The 26576-nt window shown below is 38.3% G+C and carries 22 protein-coding genes; 10 read left to right on the top strand and 12 right to left on the bottom strand.

The genetic code is table 11. The features are described from left to right. Window positions 1-21: 21 nt before the first annotated feature. From C3007_RS04650 to C3007_RS04625, 6 genes are all read left to right on the top strand, one after another. The gene (locus tag C3007_RS04650; protein WP_103853328.1) at window positions 22-3039 is read left to right on the top strand and encodes a glycosyltransferase; all 3018 of its coding nucleotides are present in this window, start codon (window positions 22-24) and stop codon (window positions 3037-3039) included. A 363-nt stretch (window positions 3040-3402) separates the two neighbouring features. Further along, window positions 3403-5145, top strand: a complete 1743-nt coding sequence (locus C3007_RS04645; protein ID WP_103853327.1) for a hypothetical protein — start codon at window positions 3403-3405, stop codon at window positions 5143-5145. 45 nt (window positions 5146-5190) lie between these two features. Next, on the top strand, window positions 5191-6804 hold the full coding sequence (locus tag C3007_RS04640; protein ID WP_103853326.1) for a heparinase II/III family protein: 1614 nt from the start codon (window positions 5191-5193) through the stop codon (window positions 6802-6804). A 176-nt stretch (window positions 6805-6980) separates the two neighbouring features. Further along, the gene (locus C3007_RS04635) at window positions 6981-7973 is read left to right on the top strand and encodes a CgeB family protein (protein ID WP_243397663.1); all 993 of its coding nucleotides are present in this window, start codon (window positions 6981-6983) and stop codon (window positions 7971-7973) included. Between the two features lies 1 nt (window position 7974). Further along, window positions 7975-10005 (top strand): capsular polysaccharide biosynthesis protein, encoded by a 2031-nt coding sequence (locus C3007_RS04630; RefSeq protein ID WP_103853325.1) that lies wholly within the window; start codon window positions 7975-7977, stop codon window positions 10003-10005. Window positions 10006-10030: 25 nt separating this feature from the next. Beyond that, on the top strand, window positions 10031-11260 hold the full coding sequence (locus C3007_RS04625) for a capsule biosynthesis protein (RefSeq protein WP_103853324.1): 1230 nt from the start codon (window positions 10031-10033) through the stop codon (window positions 11258-11260). Window positions 11261-11786: 526 nt separating this feature from the next. Here C3007_RS04625 and xerD read toward each other — a convergent pair. From xerD to proC, 3 genes are read right to left on the bottom strand one after another with little or no spacing between them, the layout of a single operon-like run. Then, on the bottom strand, window positions 11787-12680 hold the full coding sequence (gene xerD / locus C3007_RS04620) for a site-specific tyrosine recombinase XerD (RefSeq protein ID WP_103853323.1): 894 nt from the start codon (window positions 12678-12680) through the stop codon (window positions 11787-11789). A 20-nt stretch (window positions 12681-12700) separates the two neighbouring features. Further along, window positions 12701-13864 (bottom strand): 3-phenylpropionate MFS transporter, encoded by a 1164-nt coding sequence (locus tag C3007_RS04615; protein ID WP_103853322.1) that lies wholly within the window; start codon window positions 13862-13864, stop codon window positions 12701-12703. Continuing rightward, a complete protein-coding gene (gene proC / locus C3007_RS04610; protein WP_103853321.1) occupies window positions 13864-14679 on the bottom strand; it encodes a pyrroline-5-carboxylate reductase in 816 nt (271 codons plus the stop codon). The genes C3007_RS04615 and proC overlap by 1 nt, the downstream gene beginning before the upstream one ends. 70 nt (window positions 14680-14749) lie before the next feature. Here proC and rdgC point away from each other — a divergent pair, with 70 nt between their 5' ends. After that, window positions 14750-15655 (top strand): recombination-associated protein RdgC, encoded by a 906-nt coding sequence (gene rdgC, locus C3007_RS04605; RefSeq protein ID WP_103853320.1) that lies wholly within the window; start codon window positions 14750-14752, stop codon window positions 15653-15655. Between the two features lie 72 nt (window positions 15656-15727). Here the strand turns inward: rdgC and C3007_RS04600 are convergent, their stop codons facing one another. Together C3007_RS04600 and epmB are read right to left on the bottom strand one after the other, a co-directional pair. Next, window positions 15728-16930, bottom strand: coding sequence for a LysM-like peptidoglycan-binding domain-containing protein (locus tag C3007_RS04600; RefSeq protein ID WP_103853319.1), 1203 nt, complete (start codon window positions 16928-16930; stop codon window positions 15728-15730). Between the two features lie 93 nt (window positions 16931-17023). Beyond that, window positions 17024-18037, bottom strand: coding sequence for an EF-P beta-lysylation protein EpmB (epmB, locus tag C3007_RS04595; protein ID WP_103853466.1), 1014 nt, complete (start codon window positions 18035-18037; stop codon window positions 17024-17026). A 34-nt stretch (window positions 18038-18071) separates the two neighbouring features. Here epmB and efp point away from each other — a divergent pair, with 34 nt between their 5' ends. After that, complete coding sequence (gene efp / locus C3007_RS04590; protein WP_103853318.1) at window positions 18072-18638, top strand: elongation factor P; 567 nt, start codon at window positions 18072-18074, stop codon at window positions 18636-18638. Window positions 18639-18682: 44 nt separating this feature from the next. Here efp and C3007_RS04585 read toward each other — a convergent pair whose 3' ends face one another. After that, entirely contained in the window at window positions 18683-18967 is a 285-nt protein-coding gene (locus C3007_RS04585; RefSeq protein WP_103853317.1) for a type II toxin-antitoxin system RelE family toxin, read from the bottom strand. Window positions 18968-19142: 175 nt separating this feature from the next. Here C3007_RS04585 and C3007_RS04580 point away from each other — a divergent pair, with 175 nt between their 5' ends. Further along, complete coding sequence (locus tag C3007_RS04580; RefSeq protein WP_103853316.1) at window positions 19143-19340, top strand: hypothetical protein; 198 nt, start codon at window positions 19143-19145, stop codon at window positions 19338-19340. After that, window positions 19327-19812: a YbjN domain-containing protein gene (locus C3007_RS04575; RefSeq protein ID WP_165779954.1), complete on the top strand. Its 486-nt coding sequence runs from the start codon at window positions 19327-19329 to the stop codon at window positions 19810-19812. Before C3007_RS04580 ends, C3007_RS04575 begins: the two co-directional genes overlap by 14 nt. Window positions 19813-19949: 137 nt before the next feature. Here the strand turns inward: C3007_RS04575 and C3007_RS04570 are convergent, their stop codons facing one another. The 6 genes from C3007_RS04570 to C3007_RS04545 form a co-directional block, all read right to left on the bottom strand. Continuing rightward, entirely contained in the window at window positions 19950-21044 is a 1095-nt protein-coding gene (locus C3007_RS04570; protein WP_103853314.1) for an ROK family protein, read from the bottom strand. A gap of 99 nt (window positions 21045-21143) precedes the next feature. Next, complete coding sequence (locus tag C3007_RS04565; protein ID WP_103853313.1) at window positions 21144-22454, bottom strand: histidine-type phosphatase; 1311 nt, start codon at window positions 22452-22454, stop codon at window positions 21144-21146. Between the two features lie 184 nt (window positions 22455-22638). Continuing rightward, a complete protein-coding gene (locus C3007_RS04560) occupies window positions 22639-23721 on the bottom strand; it encodes an extracellular solute-binding protein (protein WP_103853465.1) in 1083 nt (360 codons plus the stop codon). A gap of 42 nt (window positions 23722-23763) precedes the next feature. Continuing rightward, the gene (locus C3007_RS04555; protein ID WP_035686885.1) at window positions 23764-24606 is read right to left on the bottom strand and encodes an ABC transporter permease; all 843 of its coding nucleotides are present in this window, start codon (window positions 24604-24606) and stop codon (window positions 23764-23766) included. Beyond that, window positions 24603-25472: an ABC transporter permease gene (locus tag C3007_RS04550; RefSeq protein WP_103853312.1), complete on the bottom strand. Its 870-nt coding sequence runs from the start codon at window positions 25470-25472 to the stop codon at window positions 24603-24605. The genes C3007_RS04555 and C3007_RS04550 overlap by 4 nt, the downstream gene beginning before the upstream one ends. Further along, window positions 25469-26542, bottom strand: a complete 1074-nt coding sequence (locus tag C3007_RS04545; RefSeq protein WP_103853311.1) for an ABC transporter ATP-binding protein — start codon at window positions 26540-26542, stop codon at window positions 25469-25471. The genes C3007_RS04550 and C3007_RS04545 overlap by 4 nt, the downstream gene beginning before the upstream one ends. Window positions 26543-26576 lie beyond the last annotated feature (34 nt).

Below are 26576 nucleotides of genomic sequence, written 5' to 3'. Positions count from 1 at the left end.
AGATAAGCAACAAAATTAGATATGAGCAAAAGAAAAATCAGATATTCAATCAACCCAAAAGCTACGAAGAAGCATGCTAATGACCCGTATGCTTCTTCTCGTGGTGAGTTAGTGTCCATTCAGGGCAAAATCCATCATGGTTCAGACGGCCTGATTTCCTCACTAAAACATCAAATTTCATTATTAGATAAAAAAAACTTTCGCTTAGAAAATAAAAATGCTTTGTTAAGTGTTGAAAATAATAATTTAAAAGAGCAATTAAATTATTATAAAAAAGCTTATCAAGAAGCGGATCGAGAAAACAAAGTTTTGGCCGTAAAGGAACTTAAAGCTCAAGATAAGGTGCAAAGTTATGCCAATTCGATGTCTTTTCGTTTGGGCTATGCCATCATTTTCGCTTTTAAAGAAAAAGGTGGGGTGAAGCACTTACTAAAAACGATTGCTACCCTGATACATGAGAAGCGAAATAAAAAAATCAGGCAGAAATTGGTTTTCAATCACGCAGCAGACGCGGCGGCATCGCAGATGAGTTTATTGCAATGGAATCAGCGAAAGCTCATCTTTCAATGGTTGGATAACAAGCTGTTTGGTAAAGAGTTTCTCCCATCTTCCCAAGCACAAGCGTTGCCCTTAGATAGAAAAGGCATAGATTTTGCAATTCCAGTACATGGAATCAGCCAAGTGCTATTATCAATTGATGTATCAAGCCAAAGCCCAGCCCCCAAGCAAGCATTGGTTTCATTTACTTTTGAAGACAAAGAGAACAAAATACTGGAATCTGGCATTGATTATCCATTTAGCCAATCGCTCAATAGACATTACGCATATTTAAACACTGAGGAATCAAAAGTTGATCAAATTTTATTGGCGTTGCCGCATGATTGCGAAACCGTCAATATTAATGTGCAAACATGGGATAATCAAGAAGCAGCCATCAAATTAAATGCACCCATTGGTATTGAAAAATTAAGTGCAGGTGTTTCAGTTGTGATACCGACTTATCAAGGCTTACAAACCATTGGTAAATGCATTGAATCATTACTACATCAAACCTTGTCTCCCTTACTATATGAGTTGCTTGTGGTAATAAACGGCCCACAAGATGGTACGAAAAAACTTTTAGAGAAGATTAAGCGCAAAAATCCCGAAGTTAATATGCGTATATTTGTACTGGAAGAAGCAGGAGTGAGCAAAGCACGTAATTTAGCCATTCGAGAAGCCCAATATAATTACATTACATTTATTGATGATGATGATTTTGTTAGTGAAGATTATCTTGCATCGCTATATGCCCAAGCCAATTATCACTCATTGGTATTAACAGGTGTTGATGACGTAACTAATCATGGTGAAACGATTCCCACAGCCATCACGCAACAGCTTGCAAAAGCAGAAGATAAGGCAGTTATTCAATACAATGATGTTTCTTCATCGCTTACCATGAATGCTTGCAAATTAGTGCCTGCCCACATGGTGAAGGCCACTACATATCTTCCCGAATTACGAAGTGGCGAAGATGTTGTGTATTGGTCTGATTTGATTAGCCGCTTTCAACCAAATATTGCTTTGGTTCATGATCTGAGCAAAGCAGTATATAAGCGTGTATTAAGTGATAATTCTGTTTCACGGCAGAAAGAATCGTTTGATTTTAATGTAAAGCAGCGGCTTGATGTGATTTTGCACTTAATTTCCCTGCTTGAGAAAGCTCAAGTATCCTATACTGCAAATTTTATTCAAAGCAAAATCAATGCACAAGCTGGGTTTATCAAACGCTATCTAGATACATATCCACAAGAATATCCTGCTTTTCAGCAGCTTATTGAGCAAAATAAAGTTGATAATGCATTTATTCGTGATATTAATGCCAAGTTTTCAAAAATATTGGTCATTTCCTATTGCTATGCCCCTTATATTGACACATCAGGTGTGGTGATGAGTAAGCGAGTGCGGGAGATGAATCAGCCTGTTGATATTATTTATAACAGCATGGACAAGGTTCGATTGCAAGATAAAAACTTGCTAAAAATTTCTGCTCCTTTTGTGGGTAAAATGATTGAACTAAAAGCCTCTCAAACGTTTTCAAATTGGAAAGGAATTCAACAATTTGCAGAGCAAACCTTTATTGAGATGGGTAAGATTTTATCGCGTAGACCGCTTTATGAAAAGATTTATAGCCGTGCCATGTGGCCAGCATCACATTTTGCCGCAGCACTGATTAAAGCAAAATACCCCACAATAAAATGGGGGGCAGAATTTTCAGATCCCCTTTTGTTGGATGTAACAGGTAATATTAGGTATGAAGCGTTAGAGCTAGCGTGGTTGCGTATGCACCATTTGCTTCCCGAAAATAGCACACAAGCCAATGATAATCTCTTTTATTGGTGTGAAATGCTGCCTTATCTTTACGCCGATGAATTAATTTTTACTAATCAAAATCAACTGGATTATATGTTGTCGTATGCTGATGAAGAGATGCGTGAAGCGATTGCCAGTAAAGCAGTGATTATGCCACAGCCTACCTTGCCTCGCGATTTTTATCAACAATCATCAGCCCAATTGAAAAAAGAGAAAGATTATTTCTATATTGGTTATTTTGGCTCGTTTTATCCCAATCGAGGCTTTCAGCCATTTCTAGATGCTTGGGAGATGCTGCCTGATGAAATTCAATCAAAACTTCGTTTGATTGTTTATACGCAGCAACAACCTGAAGCTGTATTGGAAAATGTTTCAGAGAATATTAAAGAAAAAATTATTATTTATCCCTATGTGGAATACTTTGATTTCTTGAAGCTGTGTGATGATTTTGATGCCTTATTAGTAATGGATGCTATTACTAAAAAATTAAAAATAAATAATCCATATTTACCCTCAAAAATTAGCGACTATTTGGGAAGTAAAACTAAAATTATGGCTCTTATCGAAGAAAATAGCCCAACTAGTAAAATAAGCGATAATAAGATTATCTTTTCTAATCTGGAAGATAAGAATGATATATTGAAAAATATATTATATCTTTATTATGATAATAATATACAGTAACATATATTTCTTACTTACTTACTTACTTAAAAGCAAGTGAGAGTTAAGATAATTTAAAATATGGTAATAATGCACATTTTATTAAAATAGGGATCGTAAATGTGATAAGGGAGATAGAAAATTTATAACTTTGGCATCGTATCATATATTTCTACATTTTTTGGTAAAATCATGTTATTATGGTCTAAATTCTGCGCATAGTATAATGAAGTGTTGATAATAGGGAGATCGGCATTTTAGATTTGCATTCTAAGGTAAGATTTATTTAAACAATGAAATTTATATTTAATATAATATGCTAAAGTAATAATTAGCAAGATTGGTGTAGTCTCATTTTGTTGTTAACCGTAAAAAGGGTATTTTATGAGTAAATTAAGATTTATACCTTATTCAGATTCTAGGGTGGATTTTGTAATCACAACAAAGAATAATGAATATATTAAAAATACGTTAGTTGCTTTAGGAGCGAGCGAAATAAAAAAAATTGGTTATACTGCTTATGTATGGAATAATCAGTTAGGTGATCGCTTTTTGTCTGGGCTAGGCATATTGGATTCTGATTTCTATATTGGACCGAGGCGCATAAATTCTCTACCTAACAAGTATGGTGTTGGAAATTATGTGTTTGTTGACTTGTCAAGCCATACTGCTTTAGTTCAGCCAGATCCTTTTGGAATGGGAGTGACTTATTTTTCAGATTGTTTTATTTCTAATAGGCTGCATTTATTATTCCTATTGATTAATAAAGTAGATATTCCTTTGTCTTTGATTTCTACTTATAATAACGGTGGATTTTCTTACTCTCTGAATACATTTGACACTCCAATTCAGGGGGTTCGTTTATTACCAGCTGGAGCTGCAGTAAAGATTATAGGTGGTAAGATTCAAACAGAACAAGTTTATTTGAGAAGTGACTTTCAAGAGAAATCACCAGAAGAATACTGGCAACTTATCCGACAAGGTGCTCAGGAAATAATAGATAATGTAAATATTTTATTAGATAGTGGTTTCCCTGTAATAGCTGATCTAAGTGGGGGTAGAGATAGTAGAGTTGTTTTTGGTGCTTTAGTTGCCTCTGGTAGGATAAGAGATGTTGTATTTAACACAATAGCTAATCCAAGCACGCCTGGATTGACCACTGATTTAAATATAGCAAGTGGCCTCGTAAAACAATATGGAGGTAGTTATCAAAATAGACCTGTACCCATCGGGTATTCTGTATATACGCCAGATCAAAATATGGAAAGAAGGCGCTCTCAAGTATTTGGAACGTATCATTGGATAACCCCATCTGATATTCGTCCAATGTATTCTTTATCTAGAATACCCTGTATCCGAATGTTAGGTGGAGGAGGGGAATTATACAGAGAATATTGGAGAACTATGCTATTTAATACAGCTGATCCAACTGTACTAAGCACTGATAGTTACTTATCTAATCTTTTATATGAATTCAAAGATAAACGCTTCGGAAATGAATTTGTGCCAGGTTATATTAATTCATTATTGGAAACGTTTAATACTCTGCCTGGAAACACTATTGGACATAAATTGGATGCGCACTATTTGAATTTTAGGAATCGTTTTCATTTTGGCCAAAGACAATCTATACATGAATCTATGTATATTATTAATGTAGCAACTTCTCCATCATTATTAGAAGCTTCTCGTTCTCTTCCTTTAAGTGAACAAGTTACAGGTCGTGTTTTATTTGATGTTATACGTTGTTTCGATGATAAACTTGCGTATTTTGAATTTGATTCTCCAACTGATGAGAGAATTTTTAATTCAATCTATCATTTACCTCGCTCAAATCATGATATTATTAAAGTATCTCCAGCGATAGACATAGTACAGAATATTGAGGAGACAAGAGGATATCAGAGGCCAACGGTACCTAAAGTTTCAGAGTGGGATTTTGATAAGATCTTAGATAGAGAAATCTTAGATTCTATTGATATATTAAATTCTAGGAAGACAGAATTATCTTTAGTATTAAATGATGAGTTGAATGAATTGATTTTATGGGCTAAAAAACATAGCCCGCGTAACTTTTCTAGTTTAGCATCAAGACTCAGGTCTCTTGCAGATTATAGTCAAATTTAGTATTACTTATCCAATTTTAACTTTATATTATATTTAAGGAATGAAATGAAATTACCAAAAAGTAAATATTCAGAATATATTAGCTTGAGAAATTCTGATATTATTCCTAGTTGGAGTATTAAACCAGTTTCTACTAATGTTTATGAGGCGATCACCCCAAATAAGTTAAATATCCAGTTATCAAATAATATCAATGATACGTTTAGTTCCATTGATACCCCCCAATATCAAAGTACTATGCTTTGGTATCATTCTCTATCTTGGCTAAGAATAATTTTTAATAAATATTATGACTATGAATTTGTAAATAACTTTATTGATATTTATTATAATTTTCTTAATAGTCAGGAGAGTCAAATTATTTTTGATACCTTGACATCTAGAGACCACTTGGTTGCAGAACAAATAAGGAATCTAACTTATTTTTTGGTGCAAGAGGATAATAAATTTTTTAATAAAAAGAAAGCGAGAAGTATACTTTTAACATTAATTGACTGGGCTATACAACCTAGTAATATAGCTAATAATAATCATGGAATGATGCTTGCTTCATCCCTTTTGCATACTCCACTATTTCTAAATATCGATCCGTTATTGGAGAATAATATCATTAATTTAGCATCAAAAAGATTGATTGAAATTATCAAAAGCGCTTTTGATGCATATGGTCTATGTAATGAAAATACTCCAGCATATCAAAAATTTTATATTAAATTTTTAAAGCAGCAAATTTGTGAACTTTTGTTTCTTAAAGAATATGAACCACGCTATTCGGTAATTGCTGATGAACTAGATGATATTATGAAAATTGCCCAACATACTCTAGACTTAATAGCATTGCCTAATGGGACACTACCCCCTTTTGGAGATGGTAATTTGAGTTCTCAGACGATGGCTAATCAATTAGATTATGCAGAGTTTTATTCCTTAGATAGTGGATTTTATTCAATAAAGCATAAACGATTTAGAAGTAGATATTTTTCTATGAAATGTGGTTATTCATCTACGACTCATAAGCATTCGGATGATACTTCAATCTTCTATTGGTACGATGGAATACCCATTATTACAGATGCTGGTTTTTTAAACTATGATTGGAAGGATCCTTGTAATGTTTTAGTGAAATCTCAGCGAGGTCATTCAGGGGCATTTTATTATAAATATGATCATTTTTATCCTATTGCTTTATATCAAGATGGTTCTTCTGAAAAAAGTAGAATCTTATCTCATATGATTGTTAATAAAGAAGGTAATCTAACAATTATTAAAGGTAGTGTAACTATAGATCATGTTTATCATGTTGAAAGAACTGTTCAATTTTCTCATTTAAATAATATTTTGATTACAGATCGCTTCAGAGTAGAAGAGGATTCTAGGTATATAGAAAAATGTGCAAGATTTTTAATACCAAGTGAGCATAAAATAGAAAAACATGAAGGTTTCCTTTTAATTTCAAATGATAAATTTATTCTCAAACTAATCTATAAGTCAGGAAATGTCGTTATCAAAAAAGGAGTGATTAGAAATTCTATTCCTTATGGGGGATGGATTGTAAAGACACCATTTAAATCTCTCCAGGAATGTAATACGATCGAGATCTTTCTAGATAAAGATGAAAATTTTCTTGTGATCAATCTTTTACTTGAAGAACTTGAATAGGTCAATGTTTAGTTAAGGGTATTCTAGATAAAAAATGAAACTTATTTCATATTTAAGCTTATTGATTTATTTGTAACGGGTTCATTTGTTAAGATTGCTATGGAATGTTTAATTTTATGATTTGTTGTATAACATAGTAAATTTTATTTATGCATATTCAGCATATGGGGGGCTGTGTGCAGTTAAAAATTATTTTCGTGGGAGATCTTTTAACTACCCAATCATTAATCTGTGAAGATATCGATTTAATAATTTATCCTTGTAATTTTTGGAGCAGATTTTCTTTCAAATCTGCACAAATATTACTTGTTGAATCAGCTTGGCAAGGCTATAAAAATCGCTGGAAATATAAGATAGCCTCTTACCCTGATCACCCAAAACGCAATAATAATGCATTACGACGTTTAGTTGAAAAAGCGAAGGATAAAGGAATCCCCACTGTCTTCTGGAATAAAGAAGACAGTGTCCATTTTGATCGTTTTATTGATAGTGCAAAGCTGTTCGATCATGTTTTTACTGTGGATGAAAATTGTATTCCCAAATATAAGGCTATTATGGGTGAAAATGCTTCAGTGCATACATTAATGTTTGCTGTACAACCTAAGTTTCACTCATTTACTGGTTTTAATTTTAAATATAACCGAGCTAATTTTGTTGGAAGTTATAGCCATCATGTCCACCCCTTACGTAGAGAATGGCAAAACCAATTATTTCATTCAGCATCTGAAACTGGTCTTGGCTTAACTATATTTGATCGTAATTCCGATCGAAAATCACCTAACTATCGTTACCCTATATTACCTAATATGGATATTTTTCCTGCACTAGAATATCAACAAACAGCTCAAGTTTATAAAGATTATCTAGTATCGTTGAACGTAAATACAATTACTGACTCAGCTACTATGTTTTCTCGCAGATTAGTTGAAATTTTAGCTTGTGGGGGGATCGCTGTAACTACACCTGCTCTATCTGTGCAACGTCTCTTTTCCGATTATTGCCACATAGTAAATAATTCTGATGAAATGGAAGAACTATTTGCTCGCTTAAAATATGGACCAAATAAAGATGATCTGGAAAGAGCAAAAGCTGGCTCTGATTACGTTTTAGCAAACCATACTTGGGAACATAGAATCCAACAAATTTTAAATGTAATTGGATTGTCATAATATGAGCCTATTAATCCCTTCTTTTGCCATAAAGAAAATTCCGCAGCTATTTACTTTTTTAGAAAAGGAAAAGTATTTAACTGAAAAGAAATATATTATTGGTTGGGGATTAAAATTTTCTGGAAAAAGAGCTAAGTGGCTAGGAAATTTCTTTAATTATACATGTATATTAATTGAAGACGGCTTTCTTCGCTCTATCGGATTAGGGGTTGAAGGATATCCACCATTTTCTTTGGTTGTGGACGATGTGGGCATTTACTACGCAGCCGAAAAACCTTCACGACTGGAAAAGTTAATTGCTGGTTGCAGCTTAAATGATGAGCAAGCGCAACAATCTCATCAAGCAATGGCATTGATTCGTGAATGGCAATTATCCAAGTATAATCACGCACCTTGCGAGCCAGTAGCCGCAGAACATAAAAATCCAACTGTATTAGTTATTGATCAAACATTTGGTGATATGGCGGTGCAATATGGCTTGGCTGATGAAGATAGTTTTCGTCAGATGTTGCAAGCGGCATTGCAAGAAAATCCCGATGCTGAAATTTGGGTAAAAACACACCCTGATGTAATTGCAGGGAAGAAACGGGGATATCTAACGGATTTATTGGATCAACCGCGTGTGAGCATTATTAGCCAAGACATTAATCCACCAACCTTATTATCGCAGGTGGATAAAGTGTACTGCGTTACCTCACAAATGGGATTTGAAGCATTGCTACAAGGCAAAGAAGTAGTAACTTTTGGCGTACCTTGGTTTGCAGGCTGGGGCTTAACTGATGATCGCCATCCTTTTGTTGCTGAACTGATCACACAACAACGCCGCAAGCCACGATCGCTGAATGAAGTTTTCTATGTCGCTTATTTTCAGTATAGCCGCTACATTAATCCATTTACTGGTGAAACAGGTGATATTTTTGATGTCATTCATTATTTAAGCTGGATTAAGCATTGGCAATCTGTGTTAGTGGGCGATTTTTATTGCATTGGGCTTTCTTTGTGGAAAAAAACGGTGTTAAAACCTTTTTTTCATTTACCAAATTGCCGTTTACATTTTGTTTCTTCTCTTACCAAGTTTAAAAAAATTCAACTGCGTGAGAATCCGAAGTTATTGCTATGGGGGCAAGGCAAGCCTGAATTCATCGCTTATGCAGAACAAAATAATATTCCGATTTGGAGAATGGAAGATGGCTTTATTCGCTCTGTTGGATTAGGCTCAAACCTTGTTGCGCCACTTTCTTTAGTGGTTGATCCTTTGGGAATTTATTTTAATCCGCAGCAACCTTCGCAGCTAGAATCTATTTTGCAGAATACGGTTTTCTCAGAAAAAGATGAAGATTTAGCTCGAGAAATACAGCAACAGCTGATCCAAGCCAATATTGGTAAATATAATGTAGGATCTACTGGCTTTGCTCGCCCAAATACGGAGAAAAAAGTCCTTTTAGTGCCAGGGCAAGTGGAAGATGATGCCTCTATTCGCTTTGGTTCGCCACAGTGTCAATCTAATCTCACTTTGCTGCAGCAGGTTAGACAAACTCACCCTGATGCTTACATTATTTATAAACCACACCCAGATGTATTAAGTGGTAACCGAAAAGGTAACATAGCACAAGAGCAAGCATTAATTTATGCAGATCAAATTGTTACTGAGGCGAATATTTTAGATTGCATTCAAGCAGTCGATGAAGTACATACAATGACATCTTTAGCTGGCTTTGAAGCACTATTGCGGGGTAAAACCGTATATTGTTACGGTTCACCTTTTTATGCCCATTGGGGATTAACGATTGATGCCTATGCCTTACCACGTAGAAAAAGAAAATTAACATTAGCGCAGTTAATTGCAGGAACTCTGTTATACTATCCACTTTATCTTAACCCTAATACCATGCAATTAACCAATGCAAGCACCGCAGTTAAGATATTGTTGGAGCAAAAAAATCAATTGAAAGATACGGGCTTATATAAGAGTTGGTTAAGCAAAAAAATAGGGAAATATTGTTACTTTGTACGCACTTTTTGGCTGAAATAGCTATTTATATACCTAAGGGAACAAAATGATTGTTAATAATTTAAACGAGTTAGTAGCAAGTTCACAACGGATTTTATTATTACAAGGGCCTATTGGACATTTTTTCAAAGAGTTGGCGGATTGGTTATCTGAAACACAGCAAAAAACGGTTTATAAATTAAATTTTAACCCTGGTGATAAATTATTTTTTCCCTCAGCACTTCATAATCAATTTATTTTTGATTACAACAGCAAATTAGAATATTTCGATGTTTTCTTATTACAGTTTTGCAAAGATCATAACATTGATACAATAGTGTGCTTTGGCGATAATCGCCGTTACCATCGTATAGCAAAAGCAGTAACTAAAAAATTAGGGTGTGCCTTTTGGGTATTTGAAGAAGGCTATTTTCGTCCGCACTATGTTACCTTAGAAAAAGAAGGCGTAAATGCCTATTCACCGTTGCCAAGAGATAAGCAATTTTTTTTAAAGCAAGCTGAAGAACTTCCCCCTATTTCTCAGCCAATTCCAGTAGCAAACGGTTTTTTCCCAATGGCAAAACTTGCTACACAATATTATGTAATCTCCAGATACAAAGAAAAAGAATTCCCTTATTATAAACATCATCGAGTCTATAATCTAAATTATTATATAAAATTATGGCTTATTTCAGGAATGAAGCGTGTTTGTCATTGGATAAAAGAGCAATGTTTCATTCGTAAAATTAAGAAAAATAAATTAGGTGATTTTTATATTTTACCGCTGCAAGTTTATGATGATAGCCAAGTAAGGGTACATTGCGATTTCGATAGCGTAGAACAATTTTTGATCTATGTGTTAGATTCTTTTGTAAAAAATGCCCCGACTTCGCTAAAATTAATCGTAAAACATCACCCAATGGATCGAGGATTTATCAGCTATAAACAGGTTATTCAGCGTTATCTCTCAGAACACCCAGAACTGCAAGGGCGTTTGTTTTATGTCTATGACATATCAATGCCTGTGTTACTTCGCCACGGCAAGGGAATGGTAACGCTTAACAGCACCAGCGGCTTATCCGCATTAATCCATAATATGCCCGTGATTACACTAGGACGCGCGCATTACAACATTCCAGATATAACCCACCAAGGCTCATTAGAAGAATTTTGGCACAATCCACAACAACCCGATGCCGCTGCATTTAAGGCATATCATCTTTATCATTTGCATAAAACCCAAATCAATGGCAGTTTTTATAACAAGGTGATTTTGCCTAAGGAAAAAATTGATTAATTATTTTATTTAGGCATAAATTTAAAATATTTTTAATTACGCTATCGTTATTTGGCTAATTACTTTTCTTTGGAATAACTAACAGATTTCGCTCATTGTGCGACCTACTTTCTTTTGTTTGCTCAAAAGAAAGTAGGCAAAGAAAAAAGCCCCCGACTAAATTGCTAATCTTCATTTTTAACAAATTTTCTTCACGAAAAGTAAGCCTGATGTTCGCTTCGCTCTCGCTCGGCGTTACTTTTCTAAAAATTTGTTAAAAATAAAGGCAATTTACACGGGAATTTAATTTTTCCTTTCATAGATTAAAGGGGAGAAATTATGATACGCCTTCATATTTCATAGTACGCTTGTTTTTAAGCCAATCTTTAGTAAAGAGAAGTTGGGGAGATTTATTCTTAAAGTAATTTTCTTTGTCCTTCTTAAAATCTTCAAAAAATAACCGCACTTCAAAATTCAACCTAGCGTATTGAAATAGAAGCTAGCTATATTTTTCTGAATTAAAAGCGCGGGTGTTTTTTTACAAATTTTACCCCCTTGGGTGATACCTTTCGTGTAGGTGTTTTAGGCGTTCTTTGGCGACGTGGGTATAGATTTGGGTGGTGGAGAGATCGCTGTGCCCTAAGAGCATTTGTACCACGCGGAGATCTGCACCGTGATTGACTAGATGCGTGGCAAAGGCGTGTCGTAATACGTGAGGCGAGAGCGCTTCGCTGTCAATATCCGCTAAAATGGCGTAATGTTTAATCCGATGCCAAAAGGTTTGGCGAGTCATTTGAGTGCCGCGCCGACTGGGAAATAGCACATCAGAAGGCTGTCCGTCTAGCAATGCGGCTCGGCCATAAAGCATAAATTGTTTGATCCAATAGGCGGCTTCTTCGCCCATTGGCACAATGCGTTCTTTGTTGCCTTTGCCGATAACACGCACCACGCCTTGTTGCACACTGATGTTATCAAGGGCGAGTGAAACCAACTCGGTAACCCGTAAACCTGTGGCGTAAAGCAATTCCAACATTGCTTTATCACGTAATTCTAACGGCACTTCCACGCAGGGGGTGTTGAGCAAATCCGTAACCTGTTGTTCGGTGAGATATTTGGGTAATCGGCTCGGCAATTTTGGCGAAGTTAGCACCGCACTTGGGTCATCTGTGCGATATTTCTCCCGATATAAATATTGAAAGAATTTACGCAACGCGCTCAATAATCTTGCTGTGCTTGTCGCTTTGTAGCCCAAGTTCAATCGCTCACCAAGAAAGCTTTGCAAATCAATGGCATCTAAGGTTTCAAAGGTGAGATTTTGCGTTTCGAGCCAATTTGCTACCGCACTGAGATCCAAGCGGTAGGATTGAATGGTATTCTCCGAAAGCCCTTTTTCTAGCCATTGTTCATTGAGAAAAAGATCGATTAAGGCGCTGTCTTTCATTGTTTATCCTATTCAACGTCCTATTCTACTCGGCGTACTAAAAAGGCTTCCACTTTACGCGGAATAATCGGCAACGCGATCAAGGCAAAAATCATCATTGACGTAAATGCCATTTGTGGGGAAATTGGGTATAACACGCCAGCCAATGCGGTAAGTAAGGCGATCACCGCCGAACCTGAAATGCCGTTATACAAGCCTTGCAATTTCGCCATGGCATTTTGCGGTTGCGTGGTGATGTAACGCACCATGGCGTAATGACCAAGAGCAAAAGTCAAACTGTGCAATAATTGAACTAAGGCAATTAGCCAAAGGCTTGTCGCACTGCCTAACACGCCCCAACGCACTACACAGGCGATGGCGGCGCAGTAAAACAGGGTGCTGACCTTCCAGAAACGAAATAATTTGGTGGAAAAGAAAAAGAGCAAAATTTCCGCCACCACGCTTAATCCCCACAGTAAACTGGTTGTCTGCACAGAAATGCCGATGCTTTGCCAATACAGCACGCTATAAGCATAATAAGCGGCGTGCGAACCTTGAATAAGAGAAATGGCAATAATTAAACGTAACGTACATTTATTTTTTAATAACTGCAAAAATCCAACGGAATTTTCCACCGCACTTGTCTGCGTATCTTGTGGCAAAATCTTCGGCGTGGTCATTTGCATTATAGCATAAAGGGTTAACAATGAGGTTAAAATCCATACCGTATAATTCTCACCAATAAAGCCAATAATATTGCCAAACAGCGTAACGCCTACCACAAAGGCAGCGGAACCGATCAATCGCGCTTTGCCATAATCCAAATGAATTTGCTGTTGCCAAGTTGTCGCAAGGGTGTCGCTTAACGGCATTCCTGCCGCATTAATCATCGCAAATAAGGTTATACCAAGGCAAAGCAAGGGGAAGCTTTCCGCCACAAAGCTCATATAAAGCATTACGCCACAGCTTGCCCAAGCGAGATAGCGCAAGGCATTGAGCAAATGCCCTGCTTTTTTGATCATTGCGGAAAAGCCGATTCCACCTAAAAAGCGGAAAACATAAGAACTGGCGATAATAAAGCCGATAATTTCTTCGTTGTAAGATTGCGATTTCAACCACGCAGGAAAAAATGGCACAAACACGCCATAGGCGCAGTAATAGCCGAAAAAGCTCAAGGCTAACCAATTAAAAGGGCTGATTTTCATCAAAATAATTTTTCCATTTCTTGTGAACGTTGCACGCAGGCTTCAATGGCTTGCTGTACAGTTTGGGATAATTGTTGTTGCTGAAAAACATTTAGCGCTGCCGCCGTTGTGCCGCCTTTTGATGTTACATTTTCGCGCAAGGTAGCAATGGCGATATCAGGCTGTTGTTGCACCATTTTAGCCGCCCCAAGAGCGGATTGTTGCACCAACATTCGTGCGGTTTGTGCATCTAAATTAAGCGCTTTCAAAGCATTTTCCATCACTTCCATAAATAAGAAGAAATACGCAGGGCTGCTGCCAGAACCGGCGGTAATCAAGTGCATTTCATCTTCTTGCTCCACCCAGCAAACTTGCCCTACGGCACTCATTAAATCTTGTGCAAAGGCTTTGAGATCGGCTGGAACATTGTGTTCCGCAAATAAGCCTGCCATTCCTTCCGATACCAAGGCTGGCGTATTCGGCATTACGCGGATAATATGGTGCGCGCTAGGCAAAAGTGCGGTAAGTTTTTGCACAGAAATTGCCGCCGCAATGGAGATCACTAATTTTTCAGAAAAATCCACCGCACTTAAAGGCTGGCACACTTCCGCAAGAGCTTGTGGTTTCACAGCTAACACCACCACTTCAGCATTTTGTACCGCTTGCACATTATCTTGCGAAATATTCACTTGACGCTCAGCAAACAACGCCAATTTATCCGCATTCGGATCGCTAACGGTAATTTTTTGCGCAGGATACCCCTGTTTCAATAAACCAAACACAATGGCTTGCGCCATATTTCCGCCACCGATGAAAGTAATTAATTTCTGTTGCATAGTTTTGTTTAAGATCAGTTACAATAGGTTTTTCGTTGGCACATTTTACCCGAATAAAGAAGGAATGCCTATGTGGTTTAAGAACGTTATGACCTATCGTTTAACTAAAGAATTAGATTGGTCAGCCGAGCAGTTGCAAGCACAGCTTGCGCAATGTGAGTTTCACCCTTGTGGTCAAGGGGATATGCAAAAATTTGGTTGGGTTTCACCGTTGAAAACCAGTGAATTGTTACATTTTTCGGTGGGCAAACAGATTTTATTAATGGCTCGCAAAGAAGAAAAGATCCTGCCTGCTCACGTTGTAAAACGCGAATTAGATCAGCGGATTGCTGATTTAGAGCAAAAAGAAAATCGCAAATTGAAGAAAGTGGAAAAGCAAGCGCTGAAAGACGATGTGGTGGCAATGTTGCTACCGCGTGCCTTTAGTAAATATCAGCAAACGGCAATTTGGGTGGATAGTGAAAATCAGCTCGTTTATGTCGATGCGGCTTCAAGTAAGCGTGCTGAGGACGCCCTTGCGCTATTGCGTAAATCCTTAGGCTCTCTGCCTGTTGTGCCGCTGGCTTTTGTCAATGATCCAAGTTTAGTAATGAGCCATTGGGTGAGCAATGATGCCACGCCAGATTGGTTGATTGCGTTGGAAGATGCCGAGTTACGTGGCAGTGAAGATAACGCTGTGATCCGTTGCAAACAGCAAGCCTTAGATGCTGAAGAAATTCTGTCATTATTGCAATCTGGCAAAACCATCACCAAATTGGCTTTGGAATGGGAAGCGCACCTCACCTTTGTATTAAATGAAGACGGCACCTTAAAACGCTTGAAGTTTGCCGATGAAATGCGGGAAAAAAATGATGATATTTTGAAAGAAGATGTGGCGCAACGCTTTGATGCTGATTTTGTGTTGATGACAGGGATTCTTGCTAAATTAACGTCCAATTTATTGGACGATTTCGGCGGAGAGAAAGTGCGGTTGTAATTTTTGTCGTTTTTGTCAGAAATAAAAAATGGCGGGAAATTAAATTCCGCCATTTTTGTTTCTTTCAACAGTTTATTTTTTATACTGATAAGTGCCATTCGCCTGACGAATAAAGGTGCTACCATTGGCTAAACGAAGCTGTTCAACACGCCCTTGTGAATTAACCGAAATTTGCACTTTATCACCCGGTTTAAAGCTGCTTAACGCATTGCCCGCACCGTTTGCTTTTGTCATCGCATTCACATCAGAAATATTCAGATTGTTATCGCGGAAGACTTGCATAAGCGAAACGCCTTGCGGAATAGTCAGGGTTTTGCTTGTGCCAGCAGTTTTGCTCGTAGCTGGTTTCGCTTCCACCACAGGGACTTTTTTCTCCGCTTTAGGCTCTGCTTTTTTCGCAGTTTGCGCTTTGTTTTCCGCTTTTGGTTTGCTTGTATTGGTTGTTTGCGTTGTCGCTTTTGCCACAGGCTTAGGCTGTGGTTTCGGCTGTGTTTGTGCCGCAGCAGGTTTGCTTGCCGTTTTCACCGTTTCTACTACTTGTTTTGGCTCAACGGGTGTTGGTTGCGGTTTCACTGCTGGCACAACAGGTTGCTCTGTTTGAACGCTTGGCTGGGCAACAGGTTCAGGGCTTGTTGCAGGATTGCTTTGAGCATTGTCTGCACTATTTTCTGCATTTGCCACAGTAGTTTGCGCATTCTCACTGCCACTTTGAGCATTTTGTGTATCTGCTTGTTGTGCAGGTTGCCCTTTGTTTAAGTTATCCAACACATTATTTTCCATTGGCTGCTCTTGATTGAGCGATTGGAACTGCGTTGGAATACTGTTTGACGGCTGTTCAAACGCATTGACGGTATCTGAACTTGGTTTTAACCAAGAGATAATCAATAAAATGATCACCGCCAGTAATAATACGATGAAAATACGGCGATATTTTGGCGGAATGAAACTTAAAATTGCCCAACGTTCAGGCTTATTAAGATTTCTGCTGATCGGCTCATCTTGTGTTTGTGTGCTTTGTTCAACAACCACTTCTTCTGTTGTGCCATTGTTTTCTACCAATACTTCACTTTCGCTTGTTTCAACTGTATTGGTTTCTGTTGAAGTCCCTTCTTTTTTGCCTAACGAACTCACCATTTCTTTTGCTTTATCAAGTAAAGAAGGCTCTTGGCTAACAGGTTTTTTAGGGGTAATCGGTTCCATTTGATTAAATTCTAAATCAAGTTCACTTTGCGCCTTGTTGGCTGCGTTATTTTCTGGTTTATGTTGTTCAGTCACAGTTGATACCTTATGTTAATAAAAGCACTAAAATAAAGTGCGGTGCAAATTTTGCTTATTTTAAAGGATATTTTGCCATTGTTCCATTAGCAATTAGGCAGAATATAAAGTTTTATTTGGTTCATTGGCAATTTCGCGTGCTAATTTCGGCACTAAATAGCCTGAAGTGAGCTTTTGTAATTCTTTGTAAATTTCCACCGCACTTTCATCATCAAGATAAAAATGGCTCGCGCCCTCCACTTTATCAAACAAATGCAAGTAATAGGGCAGAATACCAATGCGGAAAAGTTGCTCGCTCAAGGCTTTTAGCGTGTGGGCATTGTCGTTTATATTCTTCAGCATCACCGCTTGGTTAAGCAAGGTTACGCCAGCATTTTTCAGCTTCGCCATTGCGTGCGCCAAATGCTCATCAATTTCATTGGGGTGATTGATGTGGGTAACCAACACCGTTTGCAAGCGAGATTGTGCCAGCAGCTCGCAAAGTTCGTCAGTGATACGCTGCGGAATCACCACAGGCAAACGGCTGTGAATGCGTAAACGTTGTAAGTGCGGGATTTTTTCTAGTTGTTTTAGCAGCCATTCTAGCTCGTGATCTTTCGCCATAAGCGGATCGCCGCCAGAGAAAATCACTTCATCAATTTCTGAATGTTGCGTAATATAGTCCAAGGCTTTTTGCCAATTTTTCTTATCGCCCTTGTTTTCAGCATAAGGAAAATGGCGGCGGAAACAGTAGCGACAATTAATCGCACAGCTATTTTTTACCATAAATAACAATCGGTTATGGTATTTATGCAAAATATTTGGCGCGGCGGTTTGTTGTTCTTCTAAGGGATCTTTGCTAAATCCTTCCGCTTGCACAAATTCTAAATGCGAGGTCATTGCCTGCAAAAAGAGCGGATCATTTGGATTGCCTTTTTCCATTCGTTCCACAAAAGGCAAGGGAACGCGCAGCGCAAACAGCTTGCGTGCGGCAAAATCTTTTTCAAAAAGAGAAAGGGGAAGATTTAAGTGTTCCAGCAAGACTTTGGGATCAGAAATGGCATTTGCGAGATGATCTGCCCAATTTTCTACTTCTCTAATGGGGATATTTCGGGTTAAAATACGCACTTTTAAAAACAATCTCTTTTTATTTGAGGATAATATGGCTACATATACTACCACTGACTTCAAACCAGGTCTAAAATTTATGCAAGATGGCGAGCCTTGCGTGATCGTTGAAAATGAATTTGTAAAACCGGGAAAAGGTCAAGCGTTTACCCGTACTCGCATTCGTAAATTAATTTCTGGCAAAGTGTTAGATGTGAACTTTAAATCAGGTACGTCTGTGGAAGCGGCTGACGTAATGGATTTAAACTTAACCTATTCTTACAAAGATGACGCTTTCTGGTACTTTATGCACCCAGAAACCTTTGAACAATATTCAGCAGACGCGAAAGCGGTTGGCGATGCAGAAAAATGGTTATTAGACCAAGCAGATTGTATCGTAACCCTATGGAACGGCGCGCCAATTTCTGTAACCCCACCAAACTTTGTGGAATTAGAAATCGTGGATACCGACCCTGGTTTAAAAGGCGACACCGCAGGAACAGGCGGCAAACCAGCTACATTAAGCACTGGTGCAGTAGTGCGCGTGCCATTATTCGTACAAACAGGCGAAGTCATCAAAGTAGATACCCGTTCTGGTGAATATGTTTCGCGTGTGAAATAATTGTTCAAGTATCGAAAAAATCCGTGCTTTTGAGTGCGGATTTTTTATAGCCTTGTTTGGGCATTTTTATAAGCTTGGCTGTTTTCTCGTTTACCGATAGCCACAACAAAAACAACCACTTGTTCATTTTGAACTTGATAAACTAGACGGTATCCTGCATTGCGTAGTTTTATTTTATAGCAATCAGGAAAATGACTAAGCCGATTGGCTTCAATGCGAGGGTTACGCAAAACTTCAGCCAGTTTTTTCTTAAATTGTGCTTTTATATTTTCACCAAGTTTATGCCATTCTTTTAACGCCCTTGGATCAAAAACCAGCTCATCGCTTATCTAAGGCTATTGGAGTGCCTTTTCAACAGCTTGGTAAAAAGCTGTCATTTTACAAAAACCTCGCTCATTGGTAGGACAACCTTCAAGATTTTCAATAATGGTACCATGATTGAGTTGGTTACTTGTGTAACCAACTTAATCAATCCTTGTTAATATTTTATTTAGGAAAACCAATATGATAAAAGAATTTATTCCAAGTAAAGGAATCTTTGTATATAAAGGTTTAAGCGGTAACTACTACCAATATGATCTTAATAATCCGAGCGATCGTCTCAGCTACCAAAATGATTTGGCGGCACAAATGCGAGATAAGTTATCGATCAATACTTGGCGTGAAACGGAAAAAGGAGGTGGTATTTATGAAGATATTTAATCTTTTCAAAACAGTCTGTTATCGCGTTGCTATCGCTACGGTAATTCTCTTTGGTAGCTATATCACAAGCCAATCCGTTTATGCTGAAACGAAAACCGCAACGGTTTATACCAAATTTTCTGATCAAGAGATCATTAATATCGCTAAAGAATATTATCCTAAGGTAGAAGTAGAACTACTGGAAAAAGGTCTTATCCGTCTAACCTTAGATAAGGGTATTAACATTTTTATTGATAATACGAGAGAAGGTGAGTCTTTATCATTTTTCTCTTATAGGACGGAGGAAGATGTAACGCTCACAAAAATAAATCAATGGAATCAGGAAAAAAGATTTTTGAAGCTCTATAAAGATAAAGATGGCAATCTTTTTTTACAAGCTGATCTTTATGTGGAGGCAGGGATTACTAAAGAATATTTAGGAACGTTTATAAAGACTGTTGCTATTTTCATAAATTATCTCTTCTATATATGATTTTTTAGGGGAATTAATTTATCTTCTATAGGTGTAACTTTATTCTTTATCATTACACCCAAGAAAGAAAAAATAACAACGTTGTGCAGTCAAACTGCACAACTTAACGACTCTTCTAAGATGAAATCCTAATTTCTCTATGGTGATAAAAAATGATAAATCGGTACGACGGCTGCCCCGATTGCTATATCTTCAATTTTTATTTTAGATGCGGTTATTTGTGCCGAAGAGCGGTGAATGGTTTGAATATTTTCAGATGATTTAACATATTCAATCAGCTGTTTAATCACTTTCTCAGGTAGCATACCTGTTAATACAATCACTTTGGGATCAAACCACGCAATGGCAGACAAGACTAATGAAAGAATTTGCTCTTGACTTTGCGTTAACCACATTTGAACGTTTTGATCAGTTTGCCAATCAGGTTGAGAGAAGATTTCTTCACCGACTTGTTCTTTTAAATATTTCCAGCTTGGACGAGATTTTCCGTAGGGAAATAGCATACCAATTTCGCCAGCGTTACCAAATCCTCCTCGGATCAATCTTCCTTGTGAAATAATCCCTGCGCCGATGCCAAAATCAAGGCTGATCACCACCATATCTTCAATATCATTCCATAAACCTGAATAATATTCCCCTAAGGCAACGGTGTTAATGTTATTTTCGATGTAGCAAGGATAGCCCAGTTTTTCGCTGAATACGTTGGCTAAGTTAGGGATATTTTGTAATAACGGAAACCAAGGGGACGAAATGGATTGATCAGCCAATAGGTAGCCAGAAAGAGAAAAACCGATGCCGAGAATTTTTGCTTCAGCGAGAAATTTTTTGTCTAAAAGTTGCTGAAGTGCGGTGCGAATTTGTTGGCATAATTCATCAAATTGCACGCTATTGTGGTAAACATAGCGTTCATTGGCAATTTTATTGCCAATAAAATCCACGATTGCGAGCTGAAATGAGTTATCTGAAAAGGTGATACCAATCGAGCAACAAGCATTGGGATTTAAAGTTAAATGAAAAGAGGGCGTTCCCCGTTTTTTTACCATTTTCTCCGTTTCTTTAATTAAGCCGAGAAACAACAGTTTGCGGCAATATTGCGTTACTGCCCCAGGGGTTAAACCCGATAATGCGCTTAATTCTTTGCGTGAGGGGGAATATTGGCGAATGAGCCGTAGTAACAGTTTTTCGCTGGCTTTGAGATTAAAAATAGCATTGTCTTTTTTGCTTTCAGTCATTTTTTGATCACGCCTCGTTCACGGTTTGCGATGGTTCGGGAGTACGGCTTCACATTATACAAAAGCGAAGCCGTGATCGGCTATGGGTAAAGTGCGGTGTTATTTTAAGGCATTTTTTACCGCGTTATAAAAATCTTCCATTTTGCATAAACCTTGCGCGTTGGTTGGGCAATCTTCAAGCTGTAAGGTTATACGATTTGGTGGATTTGTTAAAGAAAGTTTTGTGCCGTTGCGTAATTGATCAATGGTTTGATAAACATATTCCACTTTCATAAAGGCTTCGCCTTTTGCGTTCACCCATTTCTCAAATGCCACTTTACCACTAATTGGCGTGGTTTCTAGCTGATCAGGCAGATGATAAGGTTTCACTTTCAATAATGGTAAGAGCGAGCCAACATTGGAATCGTGCCCGACTAATAATACCACTTTGGCATTGCGAGCTTTTTCAATGTAAGGGTGTTGATAACCATAATCTTTGAAGCTGTTTTGAATAAAGGTGAGTAATGGCGTTGCGGCTTCTTTTGCCATTACTTGTGTGCCGAATAATAATTGGTTGTAACGCTCTTTTATTTCAACAATTTTTTTCCAGTTTTCTTGATTGTCAATGCGTCCCCAAGCGACTTCTTTAGGTGGGAAGCCTTCGTAATATTGCAGTAAGAAGCTATCTGCTGCACCTGTGCCATCGCGTAATGCACCTGTGGTTTTAGGTTCTTTACCTTGGGTGAAAGTGAGCGTATTGGCTTCTTGGTCTAAATTACACAATTGTTTTTCTTGGCATAATGGCGATTGTTCTTGATTTAAGGCTGTCGCGAGGGCGTTGAAATTGCTTTGTAGATGCCTGTTGAGTTGTGCAAATCCACCTTCGCCCACTAATTCATCTACCGCTTTGCGTGCTTTTTGTTCAAAGGCTTTATCTACTTTGCTGCGAATCACGGGATTAAAGGTGTTATCCATAGTGTTATATTCGCCTAGATAATTGACTCTTATTGCACAATGTGAATAAGCCCCTTTCGCGAAACTTACGCCAGTATCAATGGTGCGTGGACGAGCATTGGTATAAATAAAGAGATCGTCTTTTGGGCATTGTGAGGAAAGAATTCCCGTTTGTTGCAACCATTCAGACCAGTACGCCGCGAATAATTTTTCTAATCTTGCGCCTTTGGCAGTGAGATAGCCCGTTTTATCCTGCCATTTTACCCATTGATAAGGGGTAGCTTGGGATAAAATGCTGTCTTTTCCAACTAATGGGGTGCGAATTCCGTGTCGGCTGAAAATCACAATTTTTTCTAATTGCAGCGCTTGTGCTTGGTGATTGTCTGGCACATTAGGCGCAGCACTAAGATTGGTTGGATAAAACAGCGAGCAGCTAAGTAAGCTAACTAAATTAAGGCTTAAGGTGAGTTTTTTCATAGAATGTCCTCCAATATTGAGAGAAAGGAAGGGGCATTATTTGCACTAAATGCCATAAAAATTGCAAAATTTTTAACCGCACTTTTGCAATAACAACGTTAAATCTAAAGGGATTTTGTTGCAACAATAATCAAAAAAAGAGAGAAAAAATGAGTTAAGGCAGAACCTTAACTCATCAATAATATTATTTGGCGATCACTTCTTTGGTGAAATCAGCAATGGCGGCTTTGCTCCAATCCAGCGGGAAGAATGGAATATCCGCTTCGCCCACTTCGGCATTTAATGGGCGGGTACCAAAATGGTCGGCTAATTTTTGTTGCGTTTCAGATGAAACTAGCCAGTTGGTAAACACTAAACTTGCCGCAGGGTGTGGGGCATTTTGTGCGACAACCACCACATTACCACCGCCCGGCATTCCGAATTTCGGTACATAAAATTTTAAGCGAGGCGTAACCGCACCTTGTTTTTGTAGGCTAAACAAATGATCTTGCCAAGCGGAAACAATATCTAATTCGCCATCATTTAAGCGTGTTAAGCTGTCCGCGTTCGAGGCGGTGCGTACCATATTTTGTTTATTTTGATTGAACCAATCCCAAGTGCTTTGCCATTTTTCGGTTTGAGCTGCGTCAAAAGGCGTGTTTTGATAATCGTATTGACCGCTTACATTAAGTAAGGCTTGGAAAATAAAGGCTTTCCCTGAAGCACCGCCATTTGGATCAGCGTAACCAAATTTTTTCGGGTGAGTTTGGATATAGGTTTCAGTTTCCGCCCAGGTTTGTGGCAGTTGATCTTCACTCACCCGCATTGGATCATAAGCGAAGCCCGTTTGGTTGCCCCAAAAGCCCATTGCTTGATTGCCAAATTTCACTCCTTGCAAAGCGTGGTTAGCTTGAGCGAAATTAGGCAAGCTGTTGAGATTTCGTAACACATCATTTTTCTGCACGATAGGATAATTGTCGGCTGCGATGGCGATCACGTCCATTTTCCCTTTACTAAGGGATTTTTCAGCGATCAGCTTATTCATATTACCGTCTAAAGTGCCTTCAGGAATTTTCACTTTGATGCCATAGGTTTTTTCAAAATCTTTGACAAAAAGACGGAATTGCGGTTGTAAATACCACACGCTAAAGGTTACCGAGCCTTCTTGTTTGGCTTGTGCCACAATCTCTTCCCAGCTTTTTTGGCTGAGATCTTGGGAAGCCGAAACGGACAGCGCGGTGGTTAGCCCTAAACTGATTAATGCGGTTTTAATAAGACGAGTTTTCATCATTGTGTTCTCCTATGATTTACAAGGCTATGGTTTACAAGATTAGGCTTTACCTGTGGATTGAGATAAATAGTTACCTTTCAATAAACGCTCAATAATTAATAGCAAGATAACGTTTGGAATTAATAAGATGATCGATACCACGGCCGCATTTGGGCGAATGAAAGAGTAGCCCAAGAAAGAATAAAGTATGGTTGGCACGGTGATAAAATCTGGTGAACCGATGACAAAAGAAATACTAAATTCTTCGATACTTTTCACTAAACAGAAAATAATTGACGCCAAAAATGCAGGTTTTAGCATGGGTAGATAAACATCTTTAAAGGTGGTGAATTTTGACGCACCAAGATCGCGACTTGCATCAATTAAATCTTGCGGTACGGAAGAAAATCCTGAAGATAAAATGCGAATCGCGTAAGGTAATGTCATTACCGTATGCCCGATAATAATACCGATCATTGGATTGTTAATATTTAACTGAATTAACACCGCACTAAAGAATAGCGCAATGATCATTCCTGGGATCACCAAAGGAATTAAGGTGATGAGTTCGGCAATTTTTTTACCACGAAACTCCATTCGTCCAAAGGCATAGGCCGTTGGCAAGGCAAGCGTGATGGCGATTAAAGAAACAATCGGTGCAATGGTGTAGCTATTCAACATAGCTTCTTTCAGTGCGGTGTTTTCCCATACATAATGCCAACGTTCAAAAGAAAGCACAGGTGGGAAAATATCTGGATAGCTCCAAGGATGTTGTGGATCAACAAGCGACCATAATCCTGCCATTAGGAACGGCAAAACGAGCCAAACAAAATTGACTACCACAAAAAAGATCAGCACAATGCGGTTGATTAAACGTGTGTTTTTGCTTTGTATTTTGTTCATTTTACCGCTCCTCGTTTAACAGATAATGGACGAATAATCAGCGTGATTAAAATTGACGCGAGTGCAGAGGTGAGCATAATCACCATCGCTAACACCGCACTTTGATTCCATTCTTCAAATTCATAGGCGCTCATTTGCATAAAGCGAGCTAGCGAATAGGTATCACGTGGGCCGGCAATGCTATAAAAGGCGAAATCTCCTAATGCGCCGATAAAAATCAAAATAAAGGAAACTTGCACTGCGCCAAGTGTGAGAGGGAAAATCACATAAATAAAACGTTGCCAACTGTTTGAACCCAGATTTGACGCGGCATCAAAGAGATCGCTTTTCAGAGAATTCACCGCACCGCCAACAAGAATTAAGGCGAAAGGAATATTTTTCCACATTTGCAAAATCACAATGCCCCAGCCAAAGCTGTCATTTTGTAGGGATTTTGGCTGCTCCCAAATACCTAGCCAAACTAAGGTTTCATTGAGAATACCGTGGTAGGAAATCATATTCATAAATAAGAATGCAGCAACCAACCCCGGCACCAGCATAGGCATACGGAAAAAGGTAACAATAAATTCTTTGCCTTTAATTGGATTACGCAACCACAGCGCAATAGGGTAAGCCACTAAAATGGAAAATACCGCGCCAAGAAAGGAAACGCGTACCGAATACCAAAAAGACTTATGAAAGATAGGATTGCTTAACACTTCTTGCCAATAATCCAAGGTGAAATGGGACGGTTCGCCATACATATTTTGCAAGCCGAAACTTTGTGCCACCACTAAATAAAAGGTTGAACCCATTAATAATAAAATCGTGCCAAGCCCTGTTCCTAACAGAAGCCAGGCTTTGAGATCTTGTTTTAAGGATTTCATACCGCCTCCAAGAAACGAATGGCATCACGCGCGAGGGTGAAAAATAATTCTTCTGATTGATTTAACAACGGTGAAAATTTGGTTAATTGCAACCGCACTTTCTCATTGGGCAAACCTGAAGTTACCAAGCCTTGCACTTCAGTCATATTGCCCATAAAGGCGGTTTGTAGCACTTTGACGCTAAATTTATTTTCCACGTTGCTATTTGGCTCACAAGGGATTGCATCTTCAGGGCGGAAACAAATATAAATATTCTCAGCCACAGGCTTGTGGGCTGATTGCACAATGAATTTGCCCCATAAGGAATCCACTTGATAGAGATCATCTTGCCAATGTTTGACGTTCGCTTTAGTGATGTTTGCCACGCCAATAAAATCGGCAATAAAGCGATTTTTTGGTTGGTAATAAATTTCTTGCGGCGTACCTACTTGCTCAATCGAACCCTTGTTTAGCACGATGATCTTATCTGACATTGATAAGGCTTCTGCTTGATCGTGGGTAACATAAATACTGGTAAGATTGTATTGATGAGAAAGTTGCTTAATTTCAAAACGTACACTTTCGCGTAATTTCGCATCAAGATTTGAAAGCGGTTCATCAAATAAAATGACATCAGGACGCGTTACCATTGCGCGCGCAAGGGCGACACGCTGTTGCTGACCACCCGAAAGCTCAGAAGGTAATTTTAGTTTTTGGGTTTCTAAATCCATTTGTTTTAACGCCACATTTAAGCGTGCAATTTGTTCATCAATAGGAATTTTCTTTTGCTTTAGCCCATAACAAATATTGTGCGAAACATTCAAATGGGGGAACAACGCATAAGATTGGAAACACATCGCTGTGTTACGCTTTTCTGGTGGAATGTCATTCACTTGTCGATCGCCAATCACAATCTCCCCTTCATCAGCACGATGAAAGCCTGCGATCAATTTTAGTAACGAGGTTTTTCCGCAACCACTCGGGCCGAGCAAGGTAACAAATTCCCCTTCTTCAGCACTAAACGAAATATTATTTGCTGCATAGAAATCACCAAATTTTTTGGTGATATTGCGTAATTCTAGTTTTGCCATAATCGATTCCTCCTCGATGATAATTTTGTGGATA

The organism is Avibacterium gallinarum (assembly GCF_002921135.1).
Taxonomy (GTDB): domain Bacteria; phylum Pseudomonadota; class Gammaproteobacteria; order Enterobacterales; family Pasteurellaceae; genus Avibacterium; species Avibacterium gallinarum.
The sequence above is the reverse complement of the archived record's forward strand: the minus strand, read 5'-3'. Positions and strand labels throughout refer to the sequence as shown.